This window comes from Acidisoma sp. (genome assembly GCF_965199065.1).
In the GTDB taxonomy this organism is placed as follows: Bacteria; Pseudomonadota; Alphaproteobacteria; order Acetobacterales; family Acetobacteraceae; genus Acidisoma.
On the sequence record NZ_CBDAQN010000001.1, the window covers coordinates 1,210,972 to 1,227,622 of the forward strand.

At 64.5% G+C, this 16,651-nt stretch carries 13 protein-coding genes, 2 tRNA genes and 1 pseudogene; 1 reads left to right on the forward strand and 15 read right to left on the reverse strand.

All coding sequences use genetic code 11. From position 1 onward, the window contains the following. Positions 1-79 precede the first annotated feature (79 nt). Positions 80-169 (forward strand) — tRNA-Ser (locus ACOEQ1_RS05650). Positions 170-513: 344 nt separating this feature from the next. On the opposite strand, the gene ACOEQ1_RS05655 is transcribed toward ACOEQ1_RS05650, so the two are convergent. From ACOEQ1_RS05655 to ACOEQ1_RS05725, 15 genes and pseudogenes are all read right to left on the reverse strand, one after another. Further along, complete coding sequence (locus tag ACOEQ1_RS05655) at positions 514-1,290, reverse strand: response regulator transcription factor (protein WP_419758236.1); 777 nt, start codon at positions 1,288-1,290, stop codon at positions 514-516. Positions 1,291-1,557: 267 nt separating this feature from the next. Then, a tRNA-Val gene (locus ACOEQ1_RS05660) sits at positions 1,558-1,632 on the reverse strand. A 113-nt stretch (positions 1,633-1,745) separates the two neighbouring features. Further along, complete coding sequence (locus ACOEQ1_RS05665) at positions 1,746-3,398, reverse strand: ribonuclease J (protein WP_419758237.1); 1,653 nt, start codon at positions 3,396-3,398, stop codon at positions 1,746-1,748. Positions 3,399-3,416: 18 nt separating this feature from the next. Beyond that, positions 3,417-4,226, reverse strand: a complete 810-nt coding sequence (locus tag ACOEQ1_RS05670; protein WP_419758238.1) for a type III pantothenate kinase — start codon at positions 4,224-4,226, stop codon at positions 3,417-3,419. Positions 4,227-4,234: 8 nt separating this feature from the next. Next, complete coding sequence (locus ACOEQ1_RS05675; protein WP_419758239.1) at positions 4,235-5,020, reverse strand: biotin--[acetyl-CoA-carboxylase] ligase; 786 nt, start codon at positions 5,018-5,020, stop codon at positions 4,235-4,237. Next, on the reverse strand, positions 5,017-6,441 hold the full coding sequence (gene nuoN, locus ACOEQ1_RS05680) for an NADH-quinone oxidoreductase subunit NuoN (RefSeq protein WP_419758240.1): 1,425 nt from the start codon (positions 6,439-6,441) through the stop codon (positions 5,017-5,019). Before nuoN ends, ACOEQ1_RS05675 begins: the two co-directional genes overlap by 4 nt. After that, entirely contained in the window at positions 6,441-7,988 is a 1,548-nt protein-coding gene (locus ACOEQ1_RS05685) for an NADH-quinone oxidoreductase subunit M (protein WP_419758650.1), read from the reverse strand. Before ACOEQ1_RS05685 ends, nuoN begins: the two co-directional genes overlap by 1 nt. 5 nt (positions 7,989-7,993) lie before the next feature. Beyond that, a complete protein-coding gene (gene nuoL, locus ACOEQ1_RS05690) occupies positions 7,994-9,916 on the reverse strand; it encodes an NADH-quinone oxidoreductase subunit L (RefSeq protein WP_419758241.1) in 1,923 nt (640 codons plus the stop codon). A gap of 3 nt (positions 9,917-9,919) precedes the next feature. Continuing rightward, entirely contained in the window at positions 9,920-10,228 is a 309-nt protein-coding gene (gene nuoK / locus ACOEQ1_RS05695; RefSeq protein WP_419758242.1) for an NADH-quinone oxidoreductase subunit NuoK, read from the reverse strand. A 1-nt stretch (position 10,229) separates the two neighbouring features. Then, positions 10,230-10,955 (reverse strand): NADH-quinone oxidoreductase subunit J, encoded by a 726-nt coding sequence (locus ACOEQ1_RS05700; protein ID WP_419758651.1) that lies wholly within the window; start codon positions 10,953-10,955, stop codon positions 10,230-10,232. A gap of 9 nt (positions 10,956-10,964) precedes the next feature. Further along, on the reverse strand, positions 10,965-11,453 hold the full coding sequence (nuoI, locus tag ACOEQ1_RS05705) for an NADH-quinone oxidoreductase subunit NuoI (RefSeq protein ID WP_419758243.1): 489 nt from the start codon (positions 11,451-11,453) through the stop codon (positions 10,965-10,967). A gap of 26 nt (positions 11,454-11,479) precedes the next feature. Then, positions 11,480-12,490: an NADH-quinone oxidoreductase subunit NuoH gene (nuoH, locus tag ACOEQ1_RS05710; protein WP_419758244.1), complete on the reverse strand. Its 1,011-nt coding sequence runs from the start codon at positions 12,488-12,490 to the stop codon at positions 11,480-11,482. Between the two features lie 9 nt (positions 12,491-12,499). After that, positions 12,500-14,554 (reverse strand): NADH-quinone oxidoreductase subunit NuoG, encoded by a 2,055-nt coding sequence (gene nuoG / locus ACOEQ1_RS05715; RefSeq protein WP_419758245.1) that lies wholly within the window; start codon positions 14,552-14,554, stop codon positions 12,500-12,502. A gap of 6 nt (positions 14,555-14,560) precedes the next feature. Next, positions 14,561-15,880: an NADH-quinone oxidoreductase subunit NuoF gene (nuoF, locus tag ACOEQ1_RS05720; RefSeq protein ID WP_419758652.1), complete on the reverse strand. Its 1,320-nt coding sequence runs from the start codon at positions 15,878-15,880 to the stop codon at positions 14,561-14,563. A 140-nt stretch (positions 15,881-16,020) separates the two neighbouring features. After that, a pseudogene (locus tag ACOEQ1_RS05725) lies at positions 16,021-16,650 on the reverse strand (complex I 24 kDa subunit family protein); the annotation flags it as partial. Position 16,651 lies beyond the last annotated feature (1 nt).

The window sequence follows — 16,651 nt, forward strand, 5'->3', positions numbered from 1 at the left end:
CGCCGCCTATGGCGTCCCGCTCATCGGCGCACTAGTTTAGCCGGAGGCTCCACAGAAACTGTGGACGCGACTACCACCTGGACGGGTGGCCGAGTGGTTTAAGGCAGCGGTCTTGAAAACCGCCGAACGTGCAAGCGTTCCGTGGGTTCGAATCCCACCCCGTCCGCCAGTTGGACCAGCTCGCCGCCATCGCACCTCCCGCAAATGCATCAGGTCTTTGGCCATCCTCGTCCTGGCAACCCTCATGGTGTTTGCATTGGCGGTCTTCAATTGGATCGCCCGTCGCACATGTCAGTGTTTTATCGAAACGACATAGATGGAGTGCGCCCGTCAAAGCTCAGCATGGGCCTTTGGTGAGGCGGCGATGAAACGCCATTGGCCACGTTCCATCTCCCGAGCAGTCTGAAATCGCAGGTCCCGGCGATTTAATGGCATCGAACGGAGACCACCTCATCGTCGCATGATCGACTTGCCGGCGCTCGGCCGGCGCGTCGTCCAATAAGCTCCGGAGCATCACGCTGCGGAGGCGGCGGTCTGCGGAACCAGTGCGCCATCGGTCCGGTTCGACGTTTGCGCTGTCTGCCCAAGCTGATTGGTTTGCGCAGTCTGTGCCGACGCTCCGGCTTCGCGGACGATGTAGCCCCGGCCCCAGACGGTCGTGATCACATCGCCCGCACCGGCGAGAGAGAGCTTGCGGCGAAGCTTGCAGACGAAGACATCGATGATCTTGATATCCGGCTCGTCGTTGCCGCCGTAGAGATGGTTGAGGAAAGATTCCTTGGCAACGATACTGCCGCCACGCAAGAAGAGAAGTTCCAGTATTCTGTATTCTTTTTCAGTCAGGTGAACAGTCGTGCCGTTCACCATGACGACATTGGAGTCCATGTCGAGGACAATGGGTCCGACCACGATCTTCGAGTGGCTCAGCCCCTTCGAACGCCGGACCAACGCCTGGATCCTGGCGCCAAGTTCGGATTCGTCAAATGGCCGGGCAAGGAAGTCGTCGGCGCCGAGCGAGAACGCCTTCACCTTGGCTTGTGGCCGCGTCAGGCTCGACAAAACCAAAATCGGTACTGCAACCGAGGTCCACCGGAGCCGCCGGATAACCTCGTAACCGTCGATGTCCGGAAGCATCAGATCCAGGATCATTGCATCGTAGTCGTAACGTTTTGCGAGCTGGAAAGCCTCCTCGCCCGTTTCGACATGCTCTAGTATGGCACCATTAGCCTTTAGAGCGCGCTGGATCGAAGCAGCGGCTTGAGCGTCATTATCAACTAGAAGGACACGCATTGCTTTCTACACCCCTGGGTTGCAGGCAGAATGCTACCTGGGCGTGTGTGAGTCAATAAAAAGCTCATGCGCGGATGACGATTTATACCGCTTTTAGGTAATTGACAATTGTTTGGGTAAATCAATGGCTAGGAGCGGAGACAGGTCAAAGCTTGTTATAAGGGCATTGCTATAACGAGGCGTGACCTCCGCCTGATCCGGCGCCGCCGCAACCTCTGGATGTATAACTGGATGATTTACGCCGCTCAGGGAAAGCCCGCGGAACCGTGGTGGGCGCAACAGGGATTGAACCTGTGACCCCCACCGTGTCAAGGTGGTGCTCTCCCGCTGAGCTATGCGCCCACGGTTCCGGTGGCGGCTTTCCTAGCGGTTGATCCCCCGAGCCGCAAGAGGGTCGCGCAGCACACAGTATTGCAGGTCGGCGTCTGCCGCCATGATGAGGCGGCAGACATCCGTCAGCCCGCGATGCGTATCAGATGCACGTCGACGAGAGGGCGCTTCTGCAACCGTCGTCCGACTGCCCGCCGCAAGGAAGCCCGAGCCGATTCGAGCAGCGTGAAGTCGTCCTGCCGCATTGCCTCCGGCAGATCGGCGACCGAGGCCGTGAACTCCCCGATGATGCGCGCGGTCTCCGGATCTTCCGGCTCGAAGAGACCCGGGGCGCTGATCTGAGCCGCGCCCCTGATCCGCCCGCTGGCATCGACCACGAAGCTACCGATGACGACTCCGTTGAACAGCATGCGCCGTCGAGCGGCCAGAACACCGCCGGTCATCGGCACCAGCCGGTTGCCGTCCACCGCAAGGCGGCCCACCGGCGCGCTGTCGATCACGCGCGGCACGCCCGGCGCCAGACGCAGGATGTCGCCATCCTCCAGCATCAGAGGCTTCGCACCCAGCTCGCTCGCCAGCCCAGCATGGGCCGCGAGGTGTCGCCACTCGCCATGCACCGGCACCGCGTAGGTCGGCCGCACAAGCGCGTAGATACGCCGCAACTCGTCCCGTGCCGGATGACCCGAGACGTGAACCATGTGATCGTCGTCGGTCATCAGATGCACGCCGCGCCGCGCCAGATTGTCCTGAACGGCGTGGATGGCGCGCTCGTTGCCGGGAATGACGCGGCTCGAGAAGATGACGGTGTCGCCCTCGCCTAGAGCAATGCGCGGATGCGAATCGGCGGCAACGCGGGACATGGCGCTCCGCGCCTCGCCCTGGCTGCCCGAGAGGATGAGCAGCAGGTTGTCGTCCGGGATGTCGGAAGCGGCATCCTCGCTGAGGAACGGCGGAATGCCCGTCAGGTAGCCGCATTCGCGCGCAGCCGCCTCGATGTTGCGCAAGGACCGCCCTGCGATCGCCACCTGCCGCCCGACCGCCTTCGCGGCAAGCGCGATGCTCTCGACCCGCGCGACGTTGCTGGCGAAGCAGGTCACCGCCACCCGGCCGCTGAGATGGCGGATGAGTTCGGGCAGCGCCCGCCGCACCTCGGACTCAGAACCAGAGTGGCCTTCGACCAGCGCGTTGGTGGAGTCGCCGATGAAGGCCAGCACGCCGCGATCACCGATGCGCTTGAGCGCGCCCTCGTCCGTCACGGGACCGAGGGTCGGGTCGGGATCGAGCTTCCAGTCCCCGCTATGCACGATCAGGCCGTAGGGCGTCGTGATGGCGAGCGCCTGCGCCTCCGGGACCGAATGAGCCATGGAGATGAATTCGATGTGGTACGGCCCGATGTCGAGCTGGCCGCCGGGCTGCACGACATGCAGCGGCACCTCGGAGGCGAGACCCGCCTCGGACAGCTTGCGCCGCAGGACGGCTGCGGTGAACGGCGTCGCATAGACCGGGCAGCGCAGCTGGCGCCACAACCATGCCACCGCGCCGAGATGGTCCTCATGGGCGTGGGTGATCACCAGCCCGAGCAGATCCTTCCGCCGCTCGGCGATATAGACGGGGTCAGGCACCATGACCTCGACCTCCGGATGCTCCGGGCCGCCGAAGCCAAGCCCGCAATCGACGGCAAGCCATTGGCCGTTGCAGCGGTAGAGATTGAGGTTCATGCCGATCTCGCCCGTCCCCCCAAGTGGGAGAAAGGCGAGATCGTCGTCATTGCTGTTCATTCGGCCCGGATCCTTCGGTTAGTCTCCTGTGGGCTGGCGCTTCCAGTCGTTCGACAGGCTGGGAGCCGGATTGCGCAGCGCCAACAAACGCATTCCCTCCAGCGTGAGGTCGGGATCGATAGTCTCGAAGATCGAAGTGCCTTCGGCGAAAAGCGGCGCCAGGCCACCGGTCGCGATCACGCGCATCGGCTGGCCAAACTCGGCGCGGATGCGCGCCACGAGCCCCTCGACCATACCGACGTATCCCCAGAAGATGCCGGAGCGCATGGCGGGCACCGTGGACTTGCCGATAACGGCCTGCGGCCGCCCGATGCCGATGCGCGGCAACCGTGCTGCAGCCTTATGCAGAGCTTCTATGGAGAGGTTGACACCTGGCGAAATGATGCCGCCGATAAAGTTGCCAGCGTGATCCACTACGTCGAATGTGGTGGCAGTGCCGAAATCCACAACCACGAGAGGGCCGCCGTAGATCTGATGCGCGGCCAGGGTATTGAGCAGCCGGTCCGCGCCGACTTCCGTGGGCGCATCCATTTTGATTTCGAAGCCCCAGTTGAGCTCCCACGACGCGATCAGAGGCTCAACGGCCAGCCACTCTCGGCACAACCGCCGTAGATGATAGATGGCCGCCGGAACGACGATCCCCATGACCGCCCGCGTGATGGCGCGCGGGTCGATGTCCTGATGCCGCAGCAGCGTCAGCAGCCAAACCGCGTATTCGTCGGAGGTTCGCTGGGGATCGGTCGAAATCCGCCAGATGCCGCGCCAGCCGCTGTCATCATGCACAGCCATCACGATATTCGTGTTTCCCGCATCGATGACGAGCAGCATGATTGTGGCTAGTTCCTCTGACCCAGCAGCACGTCTCCCGTCGAGATCGTGTGGATAGCGTCGCCTGAGGACAATAGCAGTTCGCCCCGCACCGAGAGACCCGCGAAAACACCCGTGCGGGTGCGCAGTGCATCCTTGACACTGACAGCCGTGCCAAGCGGATGCGCATGCTCTAGCCAGGCGTCCCGGATCGGGGCAAACCCGGCAATCGCAAGCACCCCGCGCCACCGCTCAAGATTAGTCAGGAAGACCTTGGCGACTTCCTCCGCCGGCGCCGGCACCCCATCCGGCGTCACCAGGGCCGCTACCTGCCGCCCTTCGATAACGGGGGCAGAGGCGAGGTTGGCGCCGACGCCCACGACCAGCCAGTCTGAACCGGCGTCGACCGTCATCGCGGCGTCGACGAGGATACCGGCAAGCTTGGCGCCGTCGCTCAGCACGTCGTTGGGCCACTTAAGCATCAGAGCCTCGGGCGAGGCCGCGAATAGCGCCAGTGTCTCGACCAAGGCCACGCCCGCCAGCAGAGCCCATTGCCCGGCCCCGGCTTCCTCGAAATGGTTGCGCGGCCTTAGCAGGACCGAGAGGTAAAGGTTGCCCGGCGGGCAAACCCACTGGCGCCCACGGCTGCCACGCCCCGCCGTCTGGTTCTCGGCAAGGATCGCCAGACCGTCCGGGGCTCCCGCCCTCGCCCGCTCCATACAGGCATCCGACGTTGAAGGCAGGCTCGCCACCCGTTCAAGCCGATAGGCCGCTGGCAGGTCTGGCGGCGCGGGAGCCAGACCGCGTTCGTTCAACCCAGCAAGGCCGACGCCGCGGCCTGTGCCGCCGCCGTGATCGGCCCCGCCACCAGAATGAAGAACAGGGTCACGATGCCGGATGCGGCTACGACGAAGGAGAGCGAAGACGAACGGCGGTCGAAGACGCTGACCGGCGCATCGAAATACATGATCTTGATGATCCGCAGGTAGTAGTAGGCGCCGACGATGCTGGTCAGCACGCCGATGACCGCAAGCGTCCACAACCCGCTCTGGATCGCCGCGAGGAACACGTAGAGCTTGCCGAAGAACCCCGAGAGCGGCGGCACGCCCGCCATGCTAAGCATGAAGATGCTCATGGCCAATGCCAGCCCACCGTCGTTGCGCCCGAGCCCCGCCAGGTCGCTGATCTTTTCGACGCTGCGGCCCTGGCGACGCATGGCGAGTATGACGCCGAAGGTCCCGAGCGTCATGAAGATATAGGTCGCGAGGTAGATCAGCGTGCCGCTGGTCCCCGAAGCCGTGCCCGCCGCCAGCCCCATCAGCGCGTAGCCGACGTGGCCGATGGAGGAGTACGCCATCAGTCGCTTGATGCTGGTCTGCATGATGGGTGCGAGCGAGCCCAGGACCATCGACGCGATCGAGATGATCTCGACCAGCAACTGCCACTGCGGCAGCAGATGGCCGAACGGCTGCATCATCACCCGCAGCAGCAGGGCCACCGCCGCCACCTTGGGCGCGGAGCCAAGCAGCGCCGTCACCGAACTGGGCGCCCCCTCATAGACATCCGGCGACCACATGTGAAAGGGCACGGCGGCCATCTTGAAGACGAGGCCCGAGAGCACGAAGACCATGCCGATGATGAGGCCGACGGAGGCCCTGCCGGAAACCAGCGCCTGTTCGATGTGACCAAAATCCATCGAGCCGGAGAAGCCGTAGGTCAGCGATATGCCGTAAAGCAGCAGTCCGGAGGCGAGCGACCCCAGCACGAAATACTTCAAACCCGCTTCGGCCGAACGCAGGCTGTCGCGGGCGAAAGACGCGATGACGTAAAGCGCGAGCGACTGAAGTTCCAACCCCAGATAAAGGGTCATGAGGTTGGTAGCGGCGACCATGATCATCATGCCGGTCGTCGCGAACAGGATCAGAACCGGGAACTCGAACCGCGCGAGCTGCTCATCCTGCCGGTTGAAATCGAGCGACAGGATGATGGCGAGCGCCGAACCGGCCAGTATGAGCACCTGGACGAAGCGGCTGAAGGCGTCGGCCACGAAAAGACCGCCGTAGCCGAGACCATGCGGCGCGATGATCACGAGCCCTGCGGTGATAAGCAGGCCGCCGAGCGACAGCATGCTGGTGAGCAGGAATGCGCCCTTGGGCGGTGCGAACACCCCCGCCAGCAGCACCGCCATGGCCGCGAGGGCGAGCGCGATCTCGGGAAGTGCGACGAGCCAGTTCATCAATTCGTGCCCCCAGCCATCACGTTTGCCGCGGAGGCGAGATGCGCGCCGGCACTGTGCGCCATGGCCAGCGCGTGCTGGTTCGCCATGGCCGTCACCGTCGCGTCGAAGAAGGTCGAGAAGCTGGAGGGGTAGATGCCCATCCAGAGGGTCAGCAGCACCAGCGGCACGAGCATGGCGATTTCCCGCCCGCCGAGATCGCGAAGAGCGCTCAGATCAGGCCGCACGAGCGCACCGAAGATCACGCGGCGGTACATCACCAGCGTGTACACCGCGCTAAGGATAAGCGTGGTGGCGGTCAGCGTCGCCACCCAGAAGTTCACCTTCAGCGCGCCGACGATCACGAGGATTTCGCCGACGAAACCCGCCGTGCCTGGCAAGCCGACCGTGCCCATCGCAAAGATCATGAAGAGCAGCGAATAGAACGGCATGCGGTGAACGACACCGCCGAAGGCGTCCATGCTCTGGCTGCGAGTGCGGTCCATCAGCACGCCGACGCAGAGGAACAGCGCTGCCGTGATGAACCCGTGGCTGAGCATGCGGAACAGCGAGCCCTCGATCCCTTCGACGTTGAAGGTGAAGATGCCGACGACCGCGATCGCCATGTGGCCGACCGAGGAATAGGCGACGAGCTTGAGCAGGTCCCTCTGCACCAGCGCCGCGATCGAGGTGTAGATGATCGCGACGACGCCGAGCGTGAACATGAGCGGCGCGAAGTATTGCGAGGCATCGGGCAGCAGCGGCACCGAGAAGCGCAGGAACCCGTAGCCGCCCATGTTGGCGAGCACACCCGCCAGCAGCACCGAGCCCGCGATGGGCGATTCCCGGTGCGCGTCGATGAGCCAGGTATGAACCGGCCAGATCGGGATTTTGACCGCAAAAGCTGCGAGAAACGCCAGGAACAACCAATACTGCAGGTGAGCCGGCAGCGGGATGTGCATCATTGCCGGAATGCTGGTGGTGCCGTCGTGGAACCAGAGCGCCAGGATGCCCAGCAGCATGAGCATCGAGCCCGCGAACATGAACAGGAAGAACTTGATCGCGGCGTATAGCCGGCGCTCGCCGCCCCACACCCCGATGATGATGAACATCGGGATCAGCACGCCCTCGAAGAAGACGAAGAACAGGATGAAGTCGAGCGCCGAGAACAGCCCGACCATCATCGTCTCCATGACGAGGAAGGCGACCATGTATTCCCGCACGCGTCCGCCGGTGCTGTTCCAGCTCGACAGGATCGCGATCGGGGTCAGCGCGGTCGAGATCAGCACGAACATGATGCTGATGCCGTCGACGCCCACGCGGTAGTTGACGCCGAACTGCGGCAGCCAGTTGGCAACCTCGTTGAACTGGAACCCGGCCTGGGATTTGTCGAAGTCGAACCACAGCAGCAGGCTGAGGACAAAGACGATCAGGCTCGTCCAAAGCGCGGTCCAGCGCGCGTTGGAGGCGACCGTCGCCTCATCCCCCCTCACCGACATGATGACGATCACCCCCACCAGCGGGAGGAAGGTCAGAACGGATAGCAGCGGGAAACCGGCCTGGTTCATCGCGCTCACCGGAAGATCAGGAAGACGCTGATGAGCACGACGAGCCCGATCAGCATGACGAACGCATATTGGGCGAGCGAACCGCTCTGGAACCGCACCAGGCCTCCCGCCGTTCCGCGCGCAAGCAGCACGCCGCCACGGGGGATGCCGTCGATGATGTCCTCGTCGCCCACATGCCAGAGGGTGCGGGCCAGCGCCCGGTAGGGACGGACGAAAATGACGCCGTAGAGTTCGTCGACGTAGTACTTGTTCAGCAGCAGCCGGTAGACGAAGCCGAACCTTGCGGCGAGCAGCGCAGGGAGTTGTGGCCGCGCGATATACATGAGGTAGGCGGTCGCGATGCCGAGCAGGCCGAGCACCGTCGGCAGGTAGTCGACCACGCTCGGCACATGATTGAGATCGGCCAGGATGGACCAATGGGGCGCGTTGACGATGGACCCATTCCAGAAAAGCCTCTGGGCGGCGCCGATGAAGTCGCGGTCGAGCAGCATGCCCCCGAAGATCGCACCGATCGCGAGCACGACGAGCGGCCCGCGCATGACCCAGGGGCTCTCATGGACATGCGCCATGACATGCGCGTCGCCCTTCCGGGGGCCGTGGAAGGTCATGAAGATCATGCGCCACGAATAGAAGGCGGTCAGGAAAGTCGCGACTTCCACACAGACGAAAGCGTAGCCGCCGCCGCGCCCGAAGAAGTCGGAGTCGATGATCGCGTCCTTGGAGAAGAAGCCGGAAAGCGGCGGAATGCCCGCGAGGGCCAGGCTGCCGATCCACATCATGATGTAGGTGAAGGGGATCAGCCGGGCGAGCCCGCCCATGCGGCGCATGTCCTGCTCGCCCGACATCGCGTGAATGACCGACCCTGCCGTGAGGAAGAGCAGTGCCTTGAAGAAGGCGTGCATGATGAGGTGGAACATCGAAGCCTGGTACGCGCCGACCGACACCGCGACGAACATGTAGCCGAGCTGGGAGCACGTCGAGTAGGCGATGACGCGCTTGATGTCGGTCTGGGCGCAGCCGATGGTGGCCGCAAACACCGCAGTCGTGCCGCCGATGATGCCGACGACGGCCAAAGCGACGGGCGCGTAGTCCAGCAGCGGCGACATCCGGACCATCAGGAACACGCCGGCGGTCACCATGGTCGCGGCATGGATGAGGGCGGACACTGGGGTTGGACCTTCCATGGCGTCTGCGAGCCACGGATGCAAGCCAAGCTGCGCCGACTTTCCCATCGCGCCGATGAACAGCAGAATGCCGATCACATCCAGAGCATGCAGGTTGGTGCCGAACAGGTGGTAGACGGCATGATTTTGCGCCGGCACAGCCGCGAAGATGGCGTCGAACCGGATGCTGCCGAAGAGAAAGAAGACCAGCGCTATTCCGATGGCGAAGCCGAGATCGCCAATGCGGTTCATCACGAAGGCCTTGATGGCGGCGGCATTGGCGCTCGGCCGGTCGTACCAGAAACCGACCAGCAGATAACTGAGCAGGCCTACGCCCTCCCAGCCGAAAAAGAGCTGCAACAGGTCGTTCGCCGTCACCAGCATCAGCATCGAGAAGGTGAAGAGCGAGAGGTAGGCGAAGAAGCGAGGGACCGAGCGGTCCCCTTCCATATAGCCGATCGAGTAGATGTGGATGAGGGTCGAGACGACCGTCACCATCATCACCATGACCGCCGAGAGGCTGTCGTAGCGCAGCGCCCAATCGGCCTGGAAGCTGCCGACATGTAGCCAGTCGCCGACGAAGACGAGGCCGTCCGGCACCTCGTTCGTCAGCAGCCGCAGGCCCGAGACGACGCCCGCGACCGATGCGAGCAGCATGAGAATGACGCTCACGGCCTGAGCGCCACGGTCGCCAAGCTGGCGGCCAAAAAGGCCGGAGATCAGCGAGCCGATGAGAGGCGCGAAGACGGCAACAGCAAAGATCACGTCTCAGCCCTTCATCAGGTTGACGTCTTCGACCGCGATCGAGCCGCGGTTGCGGAAGTAGGTGACGACGATGGCGAGCCCGATAGCGGCCTCGGCGGCGGCGACGGTCAGCACGAACATCGTCATGATCTGTCCGGTGAGGTCATGCAGCACGCCCGAGAAGGCGACCAGATTGAGGTTCACCGCCAGCAGGATGAGTTCGATCGACATCAGGATGGTGATGACGTTCTTGCGGTTCATGAAGATGCCGAAGATGCCCACGACGAGGAGCATCGACGACACGACGAGATAAGAGCCGACGCCGATGGGCATGTCAGTGCTCTCCCGGCGTGTTCGGAACCAGCACGGGCTCCTGCGTCTTTTCGTCGGGAAGCAGCACCACCTCGCCCGGCGGAGGCAGCCCCACCACGTCCGGCCGGCGAATGTCGGCAGCCGTTACCCCGGCGCCTATCGCGACATCGATCATCGCGAGTGTATTCGCTGGCGTGCGCGCATTCTGCTGCGCGATGTTCTGCGTCTTCGACCGGCGGCGGTCCCGGTGCGTCAGCACGATCGCACCGATCATGGCCACCATCAGAACCAGCGATGCCGTCTCGAACAGGAAGGCGTACTGCGTGTAGAGCACCCGCCCGATGGCCTGCGTGTTCGAGACGCCCGGCGCCATCGGCGTCAGCAGCAGGCCCGATGCGGCAGGCGCGATCTTCCAGCCTCCGAGCACCAGCACGAGCTCCAGAAACAGGACTGCGCCGATCACCGCGCCGATCGGCGCGTAGCGCTGCACGCCGGCACGAAGCTCGCTGAAGTCGATATCCAGCATCATGACGACGAACAGGAACAGAACCGCGACGGCGCCAACGTAGACGATGAGCAGGATGAAGGCGAGGAACTCGGCGCCCGCGATCAGGAACAGACCGGCTGCGTTGAAGAAGCACAGGATCAGGAACAACACCGAATGGACCGGGTTGCGTGAGGTGACCACCATCACGGCGGACGCCACCAGGATCGCCGCGAAGAAGTAGAAGAAGATGTGAGCAAAGATCATGGCGTTTTACCGGTACGGGGCATCGAGTTCGAGGCGACGCGCCAGTTCGGGCTCCCACCGGTCGCCGTTCGAGAGCAGCTTCTCCTTGTCGTAGAGCAGCTCCTCGCGCGTCTCGGTCGAGTATTCGAAGTTCGGCCCCTCGACGATGGCATCGACCGGGCAGGCCTCCTCGCAGAGGCCGCAGTAGATGCACTTCACCATGTCGATGTCGTAGCGCGTCGTGCGGCGGGACCCGTCGTCGCGCGGCTCGGCTTCGATGGTGATGGCCTGCGCCGGGCAGATCGCCTCGCAGAGCTTGCATGCGATGCAGCGCTCTTCGCCATTGGGATAGCGGCGCAGCGCATGCTCGCCACGGAAGCGCGGGCTGAGCGGCGATTTTTCGAAGGGATAGTTGATGGTGGCCTTCGGTTTGAACATGTAGCGGAACGTGATGGCCATGCCGCCGAGCAATTCGGTCAGCAGCAGGCTGCGGGCCGCGCGATCGAGAACACCCATGGTGCTAGTCTCCACTCAGGCGAAAATCAGCCATTCGGCAGCCATCCGAACACTTCCAGCGCGCAGGCCGTCAGCACCATCCAGCCGAGCGACAGCGGCAGGAAGATCTTCCAGCCCAGCCGCATGAGCTGGTCGTACCGGAAGCGCGGGAACGTCGCCCGGACCCAGAAAAACATGAACATCATCAGGCAGATCTTGAGGATGAACCAGATCGGCCCCGGTATCCAGGTGAACGGCGCGAAGGGCAGCGGCGACATCCAGCCGCCGAGGAACAGGATCGACGTCATCCCGCTCATCAGCACCATGTTCGCGTATTCGCCGAGGAAGAACATGGCGTAGCTCATCGAGCTATACTCGACCATGAACCCGGCGACGATCTCGCTCTCGCCCTCGGGCAGGTCGAACGGCACGCGGTTGCACTCGGCGAGGCCCGAGATGAAGAATACGACGAACATCGGGAACAGCGGAATGCAGAACCACAGGCCATTCTGCGCGCGCACGATGTCGTTGAGGTTGAGGCTGCCGACGCAGAGCAACACCGACACCAGCACGAAGCCGATCGAGACCTCGTAGCTCACCATCTGCGCCGCCGAGCGCAAGCCGCCGAGGAAGGCGTATTTCGAGTTGCTCGACCAGCCGGCGATGATGATGCCGTAGACGCCGAGGGAGCTGATCGCGAACAGATAGAGGATGCCGACGTTGATGTTGGCGACGGCGAGGTTGTCGCCGGTCGGCACCACCACCCAGGCCAGCATCGCGAGGCTGAACGTCAGCATCGGCGCCAGCAGGAACAGAAATCGGTTCGCGCCTGTGGGCACGATCGTTTCTTTCATGATCATCTTGATGGCGTCGGCGAACGCCTGCCACAGTCCGAAGGGCCCGACGACATTCGGCCCCTTGCGCAGCTGCATCGCGCCGAGGATGCGTCGCTCGGCATAGGTGGCATAGGCGACGATCAGCAGCAGGGGCACCAGCACCGCCAGCGTCTCAAGCACACGCAGAATGATCTGGCCGAGGATGGTCGAGAAGAAGCCCATGGCCGTGGTCTACTCCGCCGCCTGCAGAAGCGGCGAGATAGTTTCGGTACAGGCATGCATCGTCGGGCTCGCACGGCTGATCGGATCGGTCAGGTAGTAGTTCGGCACGACGACCGCGAAGGCGTGACCGCTGAGAGCACCACCTGTCTCCGCCGGCCCTGTCGTGTCCGACGTCGCGAGCCGGGTCAGCACATCGAGCGTGCCGAACACCGGGTTGACCGCGACCAGCCGCTCCCGCAGCGCCTCGACCGTGTTGTAGGGCAGCGTCTGGCCGACCACGGCGCTGAACGCCCGGATGATGCGCCAATCCTCCTTCGCGTCGCCGAGCGGGAACGCGGCCTGCGCGGTGCGTTGCACACGGCCCTCGGTGTTGACGTAGGTGCCGCTTTTCTCGGTGTACGCCGCACCCGGCAGCACGACATCTGCGCGCGCGGCGCCCCGGTCTCCGTGATGACCCTGGTAGATCACGAAGGTCTCGGGCGCGATCCCTGCCGCGTCGAACTCGTCCGCGCCGAGCAGCCACAGCACGTCGACGCCGCCCGTCACCATGGCGGCCCAATCCTTGCCCTCAGGCCCCGGAACGAAGCCGAGATCGAGCCCGCCGACCCGCGCCGCCGCGCGATGCAGCACGTTGAAGCCATGCCAGGCGTCACCGAACCCGCCGACCTTCTCGGCCAGCTTCCAGGCAGCAGCGAGCACCGCCGCACCGCCCTCGCCCGCCAAGGCACCCTCGCCGACCACGATCATCGGCTTGGCCGCCTTGGTCAGGATCTCGGCGAAGGCGTGGCTGCCGTCGAGCAGCGCCGTCAGCACGTCCGCGCCCGCGCCGATGATCTCGGACGGGTAGGTCAGGTCGGTGGCCGAGCCGATGACCGCCACCGGCAGCCGGTTCATCCGCCAGCGCTTGCGGATGCGGGCGTTGAGGATCGGCGCCTCATGCCGGGGATTGGTGCCGATGAGCAGCAGCGCATCCGCCTCCTCGATCCCGGCGATCGTCGAGTTGAAGATGTAGAAGTCGCGCCGCGAGGTGTCGAACACCGCGCCACCCTGACGGCAATCGACGTTGGCCGAGCCGAGCCCCGCCATCAGCTCCTTGAGCGCCAGCATGCTCTCGGCATCGGCCATGTCGCCCGCGAGCGCGCCGATGCGGCGGCCCGGCACGTCCTTCATCCGCCCGGCGATGGCGATGAACGCCTCTTCCCAGGTCGCGGGACGCAGCTTGCCGCCGACGCGCAGCCAGGGCTTGTCGAGCCGCCGCCGCATCAGCCCGTCGACGATGTGGCGGGACTTGTCGGCCAGCCACTCCTCGTTCACGTCCTCATGGAGGCGCGGCAGGATACGCATGACCTGCGGCCCGCGCGTGTCGACGCGGATCGCCGAGCCGACCGCATCCATCACGTCGATGCTGTCGGTCTTCTTCAGCTCCCACGGCCGCGCGGTATAGGCGTAGGGCTTGGAGGTCAGCGCGCCGACCGGGCAGATGTCCACAAGATTGCCCGACAGTTCCGACGACAGCGCGTGCTGGACGTAGGTGGTGATCTCCATGTTCTCGCCACGAGAGGTGGCGCCGAGTTCCGGCACACCGGCGATCTCGGTCGCGAAGCGCACGCAGCGGGTGCACTGGATGCAGCGGGTCATGTTCGTCTTGACGATCGGCCCGAGATCCTTGTCGCGAACGGCGCGCTTGTTCTCGGTGTAGCGCGAGTGATCCGCGCCATAGGCCATCGCCTGGTCCTGCAGATCGCACTCGCCGCCCTGGTCGCAAATCGGGCAGTCGAGCGGATGGTTGATGAGCAGGAACTCCATCACCCCGCGCCGCGCCTTCCGCACCATCGGGCTGTCGGTCTTCACCACCATGCCCTCGCCGACCGGAAAGGCGCAGGAGGCAACCGGCTTCGGGGCCTTCTCGACCTCGACCAGGCACATGCGGCAGTTGGCCGCCACGGACAGCCGGTCGTGGAAGCAGAACCGGGGAATTTCCTTCCCCGCCATTTCAGCCGCCTGCAATACGGAGAAGCCGGGCGGCACCTCGATCTCGATACCGTCGATCGTGAGCTTGGGCATTGGCTTCTACTCCGCCGCGATCGCCAGGGGTTGCGTGTTCGCCGGGGGCACCGAATGCGTCGCCCTGTAGGCGGCGATCCGTTCTTCCATCAGCGGGCGGAAATGCCGGATGAGGCCCTGGATCGGCCAGGCCGCCGCATCGCCCAGCGCGCAGATCGTATGGCCCTCGACCTGGCGCGTCACCTGGTCGAGCATGTCGATCTCCTCGATCTCGGCCCGCCCCTCGACCATGCGGTTCATGATCCGCATCATCCAGCCCGTGCCCTCGCGGCAAGGCGTGCATTGGCCGCAGCTCTCATGCTTATAGAAGGCCGAAATCCGCGCGATGGCCTTGATGAGGTCGGTCGACTTGTCCATCACGATGACCGCGCCGGTGCCGAGGCCCGAGCGCATCTCGCGCAGGCTGTCGAAATCCATCAGCGCGCGCTCGGCCATCTCCTTGGTGATCATCGGAACCGAGACGCCGCCCGGGATGATCGCGAGCAGGTTGTCCCAGCCGCCGCGCACGCCGCCGGCATGGGTCTCGATGAGTTCCCGCATCGAGATGCTCATGGACTCCTCGACGGTGCAGGGCTTGTTCACATGGCCCGAGATGCAGAACAGCTTGGTGCCCTGGTTCTTGTCGCGGCCGAAGCTCGCGAACCATTTGGCCCCGCGCCGCATGATGGTCGGCGACACCGCCACCGTCTCGCAGTTCGTCACCGTGCTCGGGCAGCCATAGAGGCCCATCGCCGCCGGGAAAGGCGGCTTGGAGCGCGGCATGCCCTTCTTGCCCTCGAGGCTCTCGATGAGCGCCGTCTCCTCGCCGCAGATGTAGGCGCCGGCCCCGCGATGCACGAAGACGTCGAAATCATAGCCCGAGCCGGATGCGTTCTTCCCGATCAGGCCGGCGGCGTAGGCTTCCTCGACCGCCGTCTGGAGCCGCACGTATTCGAGGTAATACTCGCCGCGGATGTAGCAGTAGGCCGCCGTCGCCCCCATCGCGAAGCCGGCGATCAGGCAGCCCTCGACCAGCTTGTGCGGGTCGTTGCGGAGGATCTCGCGGTCCTTGCAGGTACCGGGCTCGCTCTCATCGCAATTCACCAGCAGATAGGCGGGCTTGGCGCCGCGATCCTTCGGCATGAAGCTCCATTTGAGCCCGGCCGGGAAACCGGCCCCGCCCCGGCCGCGCAGCCCCGAGGCCTTGATCTCGTCGACGATCGCCCCGCGGCCGAGCGCCAGAAGGTCGGCGGTGCTGTCCCAATCGCCGCGCGCTCGGGCGCCGTCCAGGTGCCAGTCGCCCTGGCCGTGGAGGTTGGTGAAGAGGCGATCCTTATCCGCAAGCATCATGGCTACGCTCCCGGCTTGGCAGGCTCTGTAGGCGGCGGATTGGCAGCGGCCGCCGCCGCCTGCGCGTCGGCTTCGGCCTTGGCGGCGTCAGCGCGTTCGCGTTTCAACGCCGCGTATTTTTCCGGCGACCAAAGAGCGGCCGTATCGGTCAGCGTCGTCGGCCCACCCTCGGCCATCGAACCCTGGCGGCCGATCGTCGAACCCGGCGTCGGCGTCTCGCCACGGCGAAATGCCTCGAGCAGCGCCTCGGTGCGGGGCCCGTCGAGATCCTCATAGTAGCTCTGGTTGCTGACCTGCATCATCGGTGCGTTGGAGCAGGCGCCGAGACACTCGACCTCGCTCAACGTGAAAAGGCCATCGGCGCTGGTCTCGCCGAAATGCTCGATGCCCGTCACTTTCTTGCAGGCGGCGACCACCTCGTCGGAGCCGCGCAGCCAGCACGGCGTGGTGGTGCACACCTGCAGATGGTAGCGCCCGATCGGCTTGAGATTGAACATCGTGTAGAAGCTGCCGACCTCGTAGACGCGGATCGGCGCCATATCGAGCAGAGCAGCCACGACATCCATGGCAACCTTCGGCACCCAGCCACTGCCGGTGAGGCGGAACATCTGGCTCTGGACTTCATAGAGTACAGGAATGACGGCGCTCGCGCGCCGTTCCGGCGGATAGCGCCTCAGGATCACGTCGATCTGCTCACTGGCATAGGCGTCGAACGTAAAGCTTGCCGGCTCCGCGACTGCGGGCTCGTTCGGTGCGAGGTCGCTCATG

What these genes read in the sequence shown, in the direction of transcription:
- nuoF (WP_419758652.1), bottom strand. Translation starts at nt 15,880, where the DNA reads ATGCTTGCGGATAAGGATCGCCTCTTCACCAACCTCCACGGCCAGGGC.
- nuoK (WP_419758242.1), bottom strand. Translation starts at nt 10,228, where the DNA reads ATGCCCATCGGCGTCGGCTCTTATCTCGTCGTGTCGTCGATGCTCCTC.
- ACOEQ1_RS05670 (WP_419758238.1), bottom strand. Translation starts at nt 4,226, where the DNA reads ATGCTGCTCGTCATCGATGCGGGAAACACGAATATCGTGATGGCTGTG.
- ACOEQ1_RS05655 (WP_419758236.1), bottom strand. Translation starts at nt 1,290, where the DNA reads ATGCGTGTCCTTCTAGTTGATAATGACGCTCAAGCCGCTGCTTCGATC.
- nuoN (WP_419758240.1), bottom strand. Translation starts at nt 6,441, where the DNA reads ATGAACTGGCTCGTCGCACTTCCCGAGATCGCGCTCGCCCTCGCGGCC.
- ACOEQ1_RS05685 (WP_419758650.1), bottom strand. Translation starts at nt 7,988, where the DNA reads ATGAACCAGGCCGGTTTCCCGCTGCTATCCGTTCTGACCTTCCTCCCG.
- nuoH (WP_419758244.1), bottom strand. Translation starts at nt 12,490, where the DNA reads ATGGGCTTCTTCTCGACCATCCTCGGCCAGATCATTCTGCGTGTGCTT.
- ACOEQ1_RS05665 (WP_419758237.1), bottom strand. Translation starts at nt 3,398, where the DNA reads ATGAACAGCAATGACGACGATCTCGCCTTTCTCCCACTTGGGGGGACG.
- nuoI (WP_419758243.1), bottom strand. Translation starts at nt 11,453, where the DNA reads ATGGGTGTTCTCGATCGCGCGGCCCGCAGCCTGCTGCTGACCGAATTG.
- nuoG (WP_419758245.1), bottom strand. Translation starts at nt 14,554, where the DNA reads ATGCCCAAGCTCACGATCGACGGTATCGAGATCGAGGTGCCGCCCGGC.